The 13,141-nt window shown below is 72.0% G+C and carries 9 protein-coding genes and 2 pseudogenes; 2 read left to right on the top strand and 9 right to left on the bottom strand.

The genetic code is table 11. The annotated features are described in order from the left end of the window. The first annotated feature begins 87 nt into the window (after nucleotides 1-87). The gene (locus OG446_RS35560) at nucleotides 88-2,238 is read left to right on the top strand and encodes an MMPL family transporter (RefSeq protein WP_328897902.1); all 2,151 of its coding nucleotides are present in this window, start codon (nucleotides 88-90) and stop codon (nucleotides 2,236-2,238) included. Between the two features lie 5 nt (nucleotides 2,239-2,243). Here OG446_RS35560 and OG446_RS35555 read toward each other — a convergent pair whose 3' ends face one another. From OG446_RS35555 to OG446_RS35545, 3 genes and pseudogenes are all read right to left on the bottom strand, one after another. Further along, nucleotides 2,244-3,896 (bottom strand): MFS transporter, encoded by a 1,653-nt coding sequence (locus tag OG446_RS35555; RefSeq protein ID WP_328897901.1) that lies wholly within the window; start codon nucleotides 3,894-3,896, stop codon nucleotides 2,244-2,246. A gap of 112 nt (nucleotides 3,897-4,008) precedes the next feature. Next, a pseudogene (locus OG446_RS35550) lies at nucleotides 4,009-4,618 on the bottom strand (arylsulfatase); the annotation flags it as partial. A gap of 34 nt (nucleotides 4,619-4,652) precedes the next feature. Next, a pseudogene (locus tag OG446_RS35545) lies at nucleotides 4,653-4,832 on the bottom strand (ROK family transcriptional regulator); the annotation flags it as partial. Nucleotides 4,833-5,360: 528 nt separating this feature from the next. On the opposite strand from OG446_RS35545, the gene OG446_RS35540 reads away from it, so the two are divergent. Beyond that, nucleotides 5,361-6,317 carry a TauD/TfdA dioxygenase family protein gene (locus OG446_RS35540; RefSeq protein WP_328897900.1) on the top strand — a complete coding sequence of 319 codons (957 nt, stop codon included), beginning with the start codon at nucleotides 5,361-5,363 and terminating at the stop codon, nucleotides 6,315-6,317. 414 nt (nucleotides 6,318-6,731) lie between these two features. Here OG446_RS35540 and OG446_RS35535 read toward each other — a convergent pair whose 3' ends face one another. The 6 genes from OG446_RS35535 to pcaDC form a co-directional block, all read right to left on the bottom strand. Then, nucleotides 6,732-7,961: an MFS transporter gene (locus OG446_RS35535; protein WP_328897899.1), complete on the bottom strand. Its 1,230-nt coding sequence runs from the start codon at nucleotides 7,959-7,961 to the stop codon at nucleotides 6,732-6,734. Between the two features lie 82 nt (nucleotides 7,962-8,043). After that, entirely contained in the window at nucleotides 8,044-9,081 is a 1,038-nt protein-coding gene (locus OG446_RS35530; protein ID WP_328897898.1) for an alpha/beta hydrolase, read from the bottom strand. Further along, nucleotides 9,078-9,635, bottom strand: coding sequence for a quercetin 2,3-dioxygenase (locus OG446_RS35525; protein WP_328897897.1), 558 nt, complete (start codon nucleotides 9,633-9,635; stop codon nucleotides 9,078-9,080). The genes OG446_RS35530 and OG446_RS35525 overlap by 4 nt, the downstream gene beginning before the upstream one ends. Before the next feature lie 138 nt (nucleotides 9,636-9,773). After that, complete coding sequence (locus OG446_RS35520) at nucleotides 9,774-10,676, bottom strand: LysR family transcriptional regulator (protein ID WP_328897896.1); 903 nt, start codon at nucleotides 10,674-10,676, stop codon at nucleotides 9,774-9,776. Between the two features lie 25 nt (nucleotides 10,677-10,701). Continuing rightward, a complete protein-coding gene (locus tag OG446_RS35515) occupies nucleotides 10,702-11,877 on the bottom strand; it encodes a 4-hydroxybenzoate 3-monooxygenase (RefSeq protein ID WP_328897895.1) in 1,176 nt (391 codons plus the stop codon). A 3-nt stretch (nucleotides 11,878-11,880) separates the two neighbouring features. Continuing rightward, nucleotides 11,881-13,077, bottom strand: coding sequence for a bifunctional 3-oxoadipate enol-lactonase/4-carboxymuconolactone decarboxylase PcaDC (pcaDC, locus tag OG446_RS35510; protein WP_328897894.1), 1,197 nt, complete (start codon nucleotides 13,075-13,077; stop codon nucleotides 11,881-11,883). Between the last annotated feature and the right edge of the window lie 64 nt (nucleotides 13,078-13,141).

Genomic DNA, 13,141 nt, shown 5'->3' with positions numbered 1-13,141 from the left:
GTTGCGGTATCGGCGCTGTGCGGGCCGCTCCGGCGCCGCCTTCCCCCTCGATGACGACGTCACTCCTGACGCAGTACGGGGAGTGGCATGCCGGACGTACAGGAACGCCGAGCGCCGGGGCCGGCCGCACTCATCTGCGGCCGGCGCACCAAATGGCTGGTCGTGGCCCTGTGGCTGATCGTTCTCGTGGTCGCGGCGCCGCTCGCCCAGAAGCTCACCGACGCCCAGGACAACGACGCCACCTCCTGGCTGCCGAGCAGCGCGGAGTCCACCCAGGTCCTGGAGAGCTCGAAGCATTTCCGGCCCGAGGTCATCACCGCCATCGTCGTGTACGCGCGTGGGGACGGGCTCACCGCTGCCGACCGCGCACGGATCATCGGGGACACCCGGCAGTTGCGGACGCTGGACGCGCACGGCGTGCGGGGTCCGCAGACCCGGGGGCCCGTCTACGACAAGAGCGCCGCACCGTCGGCCGCGCAGGTCTTCGTGCCGATCACGATGGGCGAGGAGGGCTGGGAGCGGATCGGCCCCGCGGTCGACTCCATCCGGGAGATCGTGGGCACGAGCAGCGGCGGTCTCGCCGTGCACGTCACCGGGCCCGGCGGCGTCACGGCCGACTCCGCGGAGGCCTTCTCCGGCATCGACTCCACCCTGTTGTTCGCCGCGCTGGGGGTGGTGATCGTGATGCTGCTGATCACCTACCGCAGCCCCACCCTTCTCCTGCTGCCCGTGATCGCGGTCGTGGCCGCGCTGTTCAGCGCGCAGGCGGTGATCTATCTGCTCGCGGCGCACGCGGGCCTGACCGTGAACGGGCAGAGCGCGGGCATCCTCACGGTGCTGGTCTTCGGTGCGGGCACGGACTACGCCCTGCTGCTCGTGGCCCGCTACCGGGAGGAGCTGCGCCGCCACGAGGACCGGCACGAGGCGATGGCGCGGGCACTGCACCGGGCCGGGCCGGCCGTGCTGGCGAGCAGCGGCACCGTGGTGCTCGGCATGCTGGTGCTGCTGGTCGCCGAGATGAACTCGACCCGGGGACTCGGGCCCGTGGCCGCGATCGGTGTGGCGGTCGCCCTGATCGCCATGCTCACGCTCCTGCCGGCGCTGCTGGTGATCTTCGGCCGGTGGGTCTTCTGGCCGGTGATCCCGCATTTCGGATCCGCGGAACCCACCGAGCACGGCTTCTGGGCGCGGATGGGCGAGCGGCAGGCGCGCCGCCCCCGCACGATCTGGATCGTCACCGCCCTGGTGCTCGCCGGCCTGTCCCTGGGGCTGACCCAGCTGCGCGCCTCCGGCCTGAGCAATGCCGACTCGTTCACCGGAAAGCCCGACTCGATCACGGGCCAGGAGATCCAGGACCGCTACTTCCCCGGAGGCAGCGGCGATCCCCTGGTCGTCGTCGCCGCGGCCGACCGCGCTCCCGCGGTGCGCGCCGCGGTCGAGACGACGCAGGGCGTGGTGCCCGGCTCGGTCGGTACGCCGCCCGGAGCACGGCCGGAAGCGAACGGGCAGGTCATCTTCGAGGCGACGATGACGGATCCCGCAGACAGCGACGCCGCCAAGGACACGGTGGAGCGGGTCCGCGACGCGGTACACGCGGTGCCGGGAGCCGATGCCCAGGTGGGCGGCAGCACCGCGGCGCTGCTCGACATGGACGCCGCGACCAGGCACGACAACCTGCTGATCATTCCGCTGGTGCTCCTGGTGGTGCTCGTCATCCTGGGGCTGCTGCTGCGTGCGGTGGTGGCACCTCTGGTGCTGGTCGCGACCGTGGTGCTGTCGTTCGCCGCCGCGCTCGGCATCAGCGCGCTGGCCTTCCGTCACGTGTTCGACTACGCGGGCGAGTCGACGGACTTCCCGCTGTTCGTCTTCGTGTTCCTGGTGGCCCTCGGTATCGACTACAACATCTTCCTGTCGACGAGGATCCGCGAGGAGGCGGCCCTCCAGGGCACCCGGGCAGGTGTGGTGTCAGGTCTCGCCGCCACCGGAGCGGTCATCACGTCGGCCGGCCTGGTGCTCGCCGGCACCTTCGCGGCGCTCGGCACCCTGCCGGTCGTGGTCTTCGCGGAGATCGGTTTCGCGGTGGCCCTGGGCGTGCTGCTGGACACCTTCGTCGTACGGTCCGTACTCGTCACCTCCCTGTTCCTCGACATCGGGCCGCGAGTCTGGTGGCCGAGCCGGGCGGCTCACGAGGACGGTGCGGCGGCGCGGGAGGCCGGGGCGAGGACACCGAAGGCGTAACCGGATCACCGCTCCGGACGGGGGCCTTCGCGGGCTTCCCCGCTCGGCGGCCGCGCGGCGGGATCCGGCGCACCGGTGGTCGTCGCCTCCGCCGGCCCGCCGTCCGCCTGCCCCGCACCGGGCATCGCGCCGTCGCCGCGCAGGCGCTCCAGGTCCGAGGGGCGTACCTGGATGACGATCAGGGCGATCAGGGCGGCGACGACAGCGAAGACCGCGGCGACGACGAACGCCTGGGAGACGCCGGACGCCAGCACCTGGTCGCCCCACTGCCCCGGCAGCTCGCGGGTCCTGCGGAATTCCGCGAGCTCGGCCGGTGTCGCGTTCGCCAGGAACTTCGGTACCTGATCGGTGGCTTCGTTGCGGCTGGCCGTACCGAAGACCGTGACGAGGATGGACAGGCCGAGCGATCCGCCCACCTGTTGCGTGGTGTTGAGGATCCCGGAGGCCGCACCGGCCTCCTTCGGCTCCACCCCGGAGACGGCCATCAGCGTCAGCGACACGAACTGCAGGCCCATACCGAGTCCGAACACCAGCACCGGTCCCAGGAGGCTTCCGAGGTACGAGCTGTGGACATCAGTCTGTGTCAGCCAGCCCAGCCCCACGGCTGCGAGGAGCGCACCGGTCACCATGAAGGGCTTGGGACCCCATTTGGGCAGCAGCTGGGAGGCGATGCCCGCGCCGACCGCGATGATGGCGCTGATCGGCAGGAAGGCGAGACCCGCCTTCAGGGGGCTGAAGTCCAGGATGTTCTGCACGAAAAGGGTCAGGAAGAAGAACATGCCGAACATCGCCGCGGCGAGGCTCAGCATCATCCCGTACGTGCCGGCGCGGTTGCGGTCGCGGAACATCCACAGGGGTGTGATGGGCTGCCGGGACCGGTTCTCTATCGCGATGAACAGGGCGAGCAGCACGACAGCCGCCGCGAACGCCGACAGGGTGAGGGTGTCGCTCCACCCCTCTTCGGAGGCCCGGATGAAGCCGTAGACGAGGCACACCATGCCGAGCGTCGCCGTGAGTGCGCCGAGGAGGTCGAAGTGCCCGGGGTGGCGTTCGGACTCCCGGATGTAGCGGGGAGTGGCGAGCACGATCAGCAGGCCGATGGGGATGTTGACGAAGAAGATCCACCGCCAGTCCAGCCACTCCACCAGCACCCCGCCCGCCAGCAGTCCGATGGCGCTGCCGCCCGCCGAGACGGCCGCGAACACGCCGAACGCCCTGTTGCGGGCCGGGCCTTCGCGGAAGGTCGTGGTGATGAGCGACAACGCGGTCGGCGAGGCGATCGCGCCACCGACGCCCTGGAGGGAGCGTGCGGCGAGCAGTTGCCACGACTCCTGGGAGAGACCGCCGAGCAGGGAGGCGAAGACGAAGAGGGCGACGCCGAACATGAAGACTCTGCGGCGCCCGAGGATGTCACCGAGGCGCCCGCCCAGCAGGAGCAGCCCACCGAACGTGAGCGTATAGGCGTTGATGACCCAGGAGAGGTTCTCGGTGGAGAACCCCAGCGAGGTCTGGATGTGCGGGAGGGCGATGTTCACGATGGTGATGTCGAGGACCACCATCAGCTGGCACGAACAGATGACGAGAAGGGCGATCCCGCTGCCGCGCCCCTTCTCCGGGGATTCGGCAGCCTGCCGGGGTGTCGCGTGGGAGCCCGTCATGGGATTGCTTGTCACTCGAGTCATCGGTGCACTCGAACCATCAGTGAACGCGGTCGTTCACTGACCCCGACGTTAGCTCTGCCCGACCACCGCCGCCAATCGGGCGACGCCCTCACTCGAACGCCGCAGCCGCCGGCGCGAGCGCCGAAGCCACGACCTCCGGCGAATCGGGCGCCCCGGCGGCCCGGGGCGGGACGTCACCGACCGCGGCCGGCCCTGGAAGAGTCAGAAGCGGTGGCGCTCGAAGAGCGGCGAGGAGACCGGAGACTTCCGATCGATCCTGGAACGGCGCCATACCGATGAGCTGGTGGACGCTTCGAGGGCTGGCCCGCACCTCGCCGTAGACGGTCAGGGTGAAACTCCAGGGAAGCGCCCGCACCGCCGTGGCCGCGAGCCCGACCGTGTGCTCGCCGGCCGCCGGGGAACCCGCGTCGGTCTCGTGGAGCACGGCGTACTCGTTGTACGCGAGGCACAGCCGGCCGTCCTCGACGTACAGGCTGTACCCTGCCGCCCTGGTCGCCGGGGGAGACCAGGACGTCCTCCCCCGCCTCGATCGCGACGGTGATCGCGAAGGAACGCAGCGCGACCCGCCGGGAGGACCGGTAGAGATCCAGTTCCGGAGTGCCGGGCAGCAGGATGAGCCGACGGGCGAGCCGCTGTTCGGCCGGGTCGCGTCGGGCGGGCGCTGCGCTGAGGTCGGGGAGCGGGAAGACGCCGTTGCGCCGGATCCTGGTACGAAGCCCCCGCGCGTCCCTGGCCGAGCCCTACGAGGTCGGTGCACTGGCGGGACACGGCGGCCGGGCTCAGCCCGGAGAGATCGGCGACCGTCCGGGGCGCGACCGGCCCGTGGTCGAGCACGGTGCGCAGCACCGTCGCGGCGTTGGCCTCGCGCCGGCTGTCACCGGTCGCCCGGAAGCCGTGAGGGGCAGTTGTCATGGGGCTTCCTTCGGTCCGCGACCCGGACGCGGGTCGCGGCATTACGGCGGCATGAAATCGTCCCCGGCCCTCGCCGGGTGCCGGACCCGGCAGCTCACCTCTCCCGAACAACCGGAGAAGTGCCAGGTCAGAGGCTGTTTCGCAGGGCTTCTCCGGAGGGGGGCGGGCCCCGCGCAGGGGCCGATTGAACCACTGCCCGGCGCCCCGCCGGGCGCTTGACGTACTCCGCGGGGCGCTGCGAGTCTCCGGGACATGTTCGCGACGGCCGTTACCGATGCGCGGCCCGCCCCCGCCGGCCGCACCGCAACGCCGCCCGCGTGTCCGGGCCGCTGTACCGCCGCCTGACCAGGCTGCCCCGCACCGCACTTCGGACGGCTCTCCACCCACATCCCCGCTCCCGGACGGCATCCCGTCCACCGGCGGACGCCTCACGCCCCTATTGATTCCGCTCCCGAATCAATCAACGCGCCGTTGACCGCGCTCCACAGCCGGCCGACGCACCAGCGTGTCCTTCGAAAGGGATCTGCCATGACCTCCACGACCACAGCCCCCGCTCCCGCCCTCACTGTCCAGAAGCTCGGCGGACGCATCGGCGCCGTCATCTCAGGGGTCCGCCTCGGCGGGGATCTCGCGCCCGAGACCGTCGCGGCCATCCGGGCCGCGCTGCTGGCCAACAAGGTCGTCCTCTTCCGCGGCCAGGACCATCTGGACGAGGACGGCCACGAGGCGTTCGGGCGGCTGCTCGGCACCCCGGTCGCCCATCCGACGGTCCCGTCCGCCGACGGCCGCTACTCGCTCGGCATCGACTCCGATCACGGCGGCCGGGCGAACCAGTGGCACACCGACGTCACGTTCGTCCCCGCCTACCCGGCCTTCTCCATCCTGCGCGCCGTCGTCATCCCGCCGTACGGCGGCAACACCCTGTGGTCCAACACGGCTGCCGCCTACGCCGAGCTGCCGGAGCAACTGCGCACCCTGGCGGACAGTCTGCGGGCCGTCCACTCCAACGACTACGACTACATCGCCCTGCGGCCGAACGCCCTGCCGGAGGCGCTCGCCAAGTACCAGGAGGTGTTCACCTCGACGAAGTTCCTCACCGAGCACCCGGTGGTCCGCGTCCACCCCGAGACCGGCGAACGTGTACTGCTCCTCGGCAACTTCGTCCAGCGGATCAGCGGGCTGACCGGCCGCGACTCCCGGGCCCTGGTCGATCTGTTCCAGTCCCACATCGAGCGCCCGGAGAACACGGTGCGCTGGGACTGGCAGGTGGGCGACGTCGCCATCTGGGACAACCGGGCCACGCAGCACTACGGCGTGGACGACTCCGACACCCATGAGCGCAAGCTGCGCCGCGTCACCATCGACGGCGACGTGCCGGTCGGCACCGACGGCCGCCCGTCCACCCTCATCAGCCCCGAGGCGGTGCCCGACCCGTCCTTCGGAATCGCGTCCGGCGCCTCGACGGCGGAGACCGCGGGCGTGTGAGCGTGCCCGTCCCGCACGGTGAGGCACCGGCCCCGGCCGACGGCGCTTCGGCGTCGCCGGCCGGGGCCCCCGCAGGTGATCGAGACGCTTCCCGACCACGACGAGCGTCTTCCGCGACGGTCTGCCGCCCCCCTGGACATCCCGACACTCGCCGGGGAGTTCGCCGCGGCCGGATATGCGACGGGCTGCATCGGCACATGGCATCCGGCGGGCGAGGACCAGCCGGACGGCCCGGTGGGACCGGGACGCCCGGGCGGCTACGCGTGCTGGCTCGCCTCGGACCGGAGATCGAACGGGCGGCCGCGCGTCCGTCGGGCCGGCGCTGCGCGGAGCCGTTCCCGGGCGGGGACACCGTGGGAGGGCGTGCGGTTCGGCCACCGGCGGCGACCCTGACGGCCCCGGGCCCGTCGTCGCTCAGACGCCCCGGGCGGCAACGACGGCGGCATCGGGCTCCCGACGTGTCCCCGCAGCCCACCGTGCCGCCGGCCCCAGCGCGTACGACGCGGCGAGGACGACTCCCCCGAGCAGCAGCCAGCCGGCCGTGCCCCATCCGACCAGCAGCATGGTGAGCAGGAGGGGCCCCAGCGTGCGCGCGACGGTGACGCCGGTGCCGAAGAAGCCCTGGTACTCGCCGATGCGCCCGGCCGGCGCCAGATCGAAGGAGAGCTGCCACGAGCCGGCCGAGTGCAGCATCTCCGCGGCGACCAGCAGCACGGAGCCACCGGCCAGGGCGGTCACCGCGAGCCACGGGTCGTCCACCGCCGACATGGCGAGGACGAGGCAGGTCAAGGCCATGAGCGCGCCGGACCGGCGAAGGGCTCGCGCTGCCGTGGGGATCCCGTTCACGGAGCGGGCGGTTCGGACCTGGAAGAGCATCACGGCACCGGTGTTGAGCACGAAGAGCGCGGAGACCACCCACTCGGGGGCCTCGGTCCGCTCGGTGATCCACAGCGGCAGACCGACACTGAGCAGCGGCATGCGCATGAGGAGCACGGCGTTGAGGAGTGTGACGGCGGCGTACGGCCGGTCCCGCAGCACCGCAAGCTTCGCGTTCCGGTCCCCCGGCACCGCCGCGACGGTCGGCAGCCGGAGCAGGACGAGTGCACTGAGCAGGAAGCTTCCGGCATCGACGGCGAAGACCGCAAGGTACGCCGACGTGGTTCCGGCAGACAGTGCGAGGCCGCCGAGTGCGGCGCCCACCGCAAGGCCCGCGTTGAGTGTCGACTGCAGGTGGGCGAGCGCACCGGTGCGCTCCTCCTTGGCGACGAGGCCCGCGAGCAGGGCCTGGCGGGCGGCGGCGAGGCCCGACTGCGCGGTGGCGTAGAGACAGGCGGCTGCGAGGAACAGCGCGAAGTCCCGTACGACGAGGAAGGACGCGACCGCAGTACCGGTGGCGAGGGCGAGCAGGACCGCCGTTCCCCGTGGGCCCCGGCGGTCGGCGATCCGGCCGAGGGGCACCCCGACGACGGAGCCGACCGCCCAGGCGACGGTGAGTCCGAGCCCGGTCCTGGCGGGGGCGAGGCCGACCACATGGGTGAAGTAGAGGGCCGAGGTGACGTAGTACGCGCCGTCGCCGACGGAGTTGGTCAACTGGGCCATTGACAGCGTGCGTTGAGGTCCGGCCGGCGGCAGAAGTTTCGGCATGGCGTTGACGTTACGCAGGGATCGGCGCAGCCGTGTGGGGCAATTCCGCACCGTGCGAGTGGGCCATTTCGGCCGTTCCCGTTCAGTCGGAGAAGCACCGGCGCAGGTGCCGGTCGAAGAACCGCTCGACGAGACCGGAGGTGAGCGCACCGGCCCTGTCCGGCGTGCGCTCGCCGGACCGCGTGGTGTGCACGGTCGTGGGCAGGGGCGGCGTGCACTCGAATGCGCCGGTGTTGAAGAAGCCGTGTCCGGCCCCGTGGACCGACACCAGGGTCGCTTCGCTGCCCGCTCCGTGCAGGGCGTCGAAGAGCCGCCGGCTCTGCCTCGGACCGACCAGGAGGTCCGCGTCTCCGTGCAGGATCAGGAAGGGTGCCGTCGGCCCGCTGACATGACGCACCGGACTTGCCTGCGAGGCGGGTTCGGGATGCTCCGCCGTCGGGCCGCCGAGCAGTCCCCAGGGCGGGGACGATGGGTCGATGTCGTTCACGACCCCGCCCGGCAGGCTGTCCGCGTCCATGTGGAGGAGGTCGGCGGGGCCGTAACCGTCGACGACGGCCTGCACGTCGCGGGGATACGCGGCGTGGCCCCCGTTCCCCTCCCACACCGGGTCGCCGCCGGTCAGCCCGAGCAGCGCGGCGAGATGTCCGCCGGCCGAGCTTCCCCATGCGCCGATACGGTCCGCGTCCAGGCCGTGGTCCCGAGCCACCGACCGCAGATAGCGCACGGCGGCTTTCACGTCGTGGAGTTGGGCCGGCCAGAGCGCCGTACGGCTCGACCGGTACTCGACGTCCGCCATGGCGTAGCCGCGCTGGGCGAACAGCCGTCCCAGGTGAGGGCCCATGCCCCGGGCGGCCCGCTGCCATCCGCCGCCCGGCAGCCAGACGATGACGGGACGCGGCCCGGGCACGCCCTCGGGCAGATACAGGTCCAGTCGCAGTTCACCGCCGGTGCCGGGCTCGGAGAAGACCAGGTCACGAAGAACCGTGACGGCCGCTGCGGGCGCCGTCGGACCCGGTGGCGAGGTCGCGGCGAGGCCCTCGACGTAGGTCTGCATCAGGGTCGCGTTGCGGCCGCGCTGCTCCGCGTCGGTGAGGCCGTCCGCCTCCGCCCGCGGGCTCATGCTCCCTCCCACTGCTGGCCGGGAGCGGGAATGTTCCGGTAGCGGGTGAACGCCTGCCGCATCCGGTCCGGGGAGGGGACGAACGGCACCGTCGGCACGTCCCGTTCCTCCGTCAGGTCGCCCAGCGCCTGGAAGAAGCGCTCGAATCCGCCGGTGGAGACGCCGAGGATCTTGTTGTACTCGCCTTCGGTGCGGTACGAGTGGACGATGCCCGCGGGTACGTATCCGAAGTCGCCCGGGCGCAGCAGTCTGCTCTCCTGACGCCCGTCGGGGTGTTCCAGGAAGACACGGGCGGCGCCTTCGACCACGTAGAAGATCTCGTGCACGTCCTCGTGCGAGTGCGCGACGATCAGGTCGCCCTTGGGCTGGCGGGTGGTGAAGACTCCGAACTGGCCCTCCGTCTCGTCCGCCGACAGCAGGACCGTCACGACGCTGTCGAACAGCTTCGCCCGCTCGCCGTCCCCGTCCTCCAGGAAGAAGGGCGCGGGACGTCCCGGCAGGACTCCCTCCCAAGAGGGCTTCGACCGGCGGTCAGGGACTTGATCGAATGTCACAGGGGTCTCCAAGGGGTGGGTGCGCGTGCGATCAAGTCTGCTGACGCACCTTTCCGGAAGCCACGACCTGTTACCCCAAGCATCATGAGGGTCAGCCTAATCTTGCAGGTCAGAGGGGTCCTGGACCGCGACCGGCCCTCAGCCGGGCCCGGGCCGCCCGGTCTCGCGGCGTGCCACGCGTACGGCGAGTTCCTCGACCGCCAGGACCGCGGCCGAGGGGGACCTGGCCGACCGGAGCAGATAGACGGTGGCGTCGGGCAGTCCTCGCACCGGTACGAACACGACGCCGTGCCGGGGTGATCCGGAGATCGCTCCGGATCCGGCGATGTTGACCGCGAGGCCCGCCGAGCAGATGTCGAGCACCTCCTCGAACGTGGCGGCGACGTAGGCGACCTTGGGAGCGAATCCGTCGCTGCGCGGCAGCCCGAGCCAGTCGGTCAGCGCCTCGTCGCCCAGCGTCGCGACGAAGAGCTCGTCGGCCACCTCGTCCACGGTCACGCAGTCACGGCCGGCCAGCGGGTGACCGGTGCCGGCCACCAGGACCCGGCCCTCGGACCACAGCGGCACCGCGTGCAGGTCCGGGCCCGAGGGGGCTGCCAGGGCCGGCGCCAGGACCACGTCGACCAGACCTGTGCGCAGTGCGGTCAGGGAACCGTCGAACCCGAGGCGCCGGATCTGCCACCGCGTGCCGGGAAAGGCGCGCGCGGCCTCGCTCAGGATGGCGGAGCCGATGTGGCTGCCGACGACGAGACCGACGCGTACCACCGCCCCGCCCGCCCGCCGTTCCTCCGCCCACGACACGATGTCGTCGAGCGCCGCGATGGAACGGCGGGCCATCGGCAGCAGTTCCGACCCCGGTTCGGTGAGTTCGACGTGGCGCGCGTCCCGGCGGAACAGCGCGGCGCCGAACCTCCGTTCCAGCGCGGCGATCTGCTGGCTCAGCGACGGGGCGGAGATGCGCAGGCCCTGCGCGGCACGGGCGAAGTGCAGCTCGTCCGCCACGGCGACGAAGTACCGCAACTGCTGGACCGTGAGATCCACGGAGATCCTCCTGGTGGGACCGCGCCTACGGCAGGGGCAGTCCGGCGTAGTTCTGCGCGAGTTCGGCGGCGGCGTGCGGCGAGGCGGCGATCCTGTCCAGCTGCGAGACCTGCAGCCGGGTGTCGAAGCCGCTCTGGTCCGGGTCGGTGTGGAGCGTGGTGGTCATGAAGTACGAGAAGTGCTCGGCCCGCCACACCCGGCGCAGGCATGTGTCCGAGTAGGCGTCCAGCAGGTCGGACGCACCGGTCGTGTGCTGCCGTACCAGGGCGCGGGCCAGCACGACGACGTCGGCCGCCGCCAGGTTGAGCCCCTTCGCGCCGGTGGGCGGGACGATGTGCGCGGCATCTCCGGCGAGGAACAACCGGCCGTGCCGCATCGGCTCCGTGACAGAACTGCGCATGGGCAGCACGGACTTCGCCGTGATGGGGCCGCGCCGCAGTTCCCAGTCCCCGTCGACGGCGAAGCGTGCGTCGAGCTCGTCCCAGATCCGTTCGTCGGACCAGTCGGCGGGGTCGGTGCCGACCGGCACCTGGAGGTAGAGCCGGCTGACCTCGGGCGACCGCATGCTGTGCAGGGCGAACCCGCGGGGCGAGTGGGCGTAGATCAGTTCGTCGCAGGACGGCGGTACGTCGGCCAGGATCCCCAGCCAGGAGTACGGGTACACCCGGTCGTACGTCCGCTGCACGCCGGCGGGAATCGCGGCCCGGGTGACGCCGTGGAATCCGTCGCAGCCCACCACGTAGTCACAGGTCAGGACCTCGTCGCGGCCTTCGCGGGTGTAGTGGACGGTCGGCCGGCCGGTGTCGGCCCCTTCGACCGACGTGACCTCGGCTCCGAAGAACAGCGGTGCACCGTCCGCCAGTTGCAGGGCTATGAGGTCCTTGACGACCTCGGTCTGGGCGTAGACCCATACCCGTCGGCCGTCGGTGAGCGAGGGGAAGTCGACGCGGTGGGACCGGCCGTCCCACCGCAGCTCGATCCCGTCGTGCACCAGGCCCTCGACGTCGAGGCGCTGGGCGGCACCGGCCTCACGGAGGGCGTCGACGGTGGACTGTTCGAGGATGCCGGCGCGCTGACGCTGTTCGACGTAGGCGCGGTCCCGGCTCTCCAGGACCACGTAGTCGATGCCTGCGCGGTGCAGCAGACGGGCGAGCAGGAGTCCCGCCGGTCCGCCGCCGATGATCCCTACGGTCGTGTGCACGGTCTACTTCTCCTCTGCGCTGTGGCTGATTTCGGTGAGGATCCGGTCCGCCGCGGCGAACGCGGCGTTGGCCGCCGGGACTCCGCAGTAGACGGCGGCCTGGAGCAGTACCTCCTGGACGTCCTCGGGTGTGAGGTCGCCGCTGACGAGCGCGGCCCGCAGGTGCATGGCCAGTTCTTCGTGGTGGCCGAGGGCCACCAGGGCGGTGAGGGTGAGGCAGCGCCGGGTCCGGTGGTCGAGACCGGGCCTGGTCCACACCTCGCCCCAGGCGTAGCGGGTGATGAAGTCCTGGAAGACGGCGGTGAAGGGGGTGGTCCGGGCGATCGCCCGGTCGACGTGCGCGTCACCGAGGACGGTACGGCGCACGGCGAGGCCGGCGCCGTGGCGGGAGGCGTCGTCGGTGGCTGTCATGGCCCCGGCCGTGAAGTGGCTGCGCAGCGCCGCTGTTACGGGTGCGGGCCGTTCGACGTTGGCCAGGTGCGAGGCGCCCGGAAGTTCGACCAGGGTCGAGCCGGGGATGGTGTCGGCCAGTTCGCGGGCGTGGGCGACCGGCGTCGCGGGGTCGTCGCGGCCCGCCACGACGAGGGTGGGGGCGGTGATGCCCGCCAGTTCACCGCGCAGGTCGTACGCGGCGAGGGCGTCGCACAGCGAGGCGTACGCGTGGGGGTCGACGTCGTGCAGGCCGGTCAGGACGGCGCGGGCCGCGGGGCTGTCGGCGAAGTCCGCGGTGAACCAGCGGCCCGCCGCGGTGCCGGCCACCGGTCCGATGCCTTCGGTCCGTACGAGGGCGGCGCGCTCGCGCCAGGACTCCGGTTCGCCGAAGCGCGCCGAGGAGCAGACGAGCGCGAGCGAGGTGACCCGGTCCGGGTGGTGGACGGCCAGCCAGGCGCCGACCGCGCCACCGAGGGATATGCCCGCGTACGCGAACCGCTCGATGCCGAGGGCGTCGGCCAGGCGGAGGACCTGGCGGCCCAGCTCCGCGACGCCGCCGCCGGCGGGGAACAGCGCGGCGGGGGTACCGCCGTGGCCGGGCAGGTCCCAGCGGACGACGCGGTGGTCGCGGGCCAGGCCGGCGCTCTGTGCGTCCCAGACGGACAGAGCGGTGCCGAGGGACGGCCCGAGGACGAGGGGCGGTCCGGAGAGCGGGCCGTCCACCTGGTGGTGGAGCAGGCGTGCTGTGGGTGCGGTCGGGGTGGTCATGGGGCTCCTGGTCCGGCCGGTGCCGGATGCGATGAGTTCCCGGCGGCAGCTGCCGGGAGTGCGC

This window comes from Streptomyces sp. NBC_00236 (assembly GCF_036195045.1).
In the GTDB taxonomy this organism is placed as follows: domain Bacteria; phylum Actinomycetota; class Actinomycetes; order Streptomycetales; family Streptomycetaceae; genus Streptomyces.
Note: the sequence above shows the minus strand (reverse complement) of the source record. Positions and strands in the feature narration are given on the sequence as shown.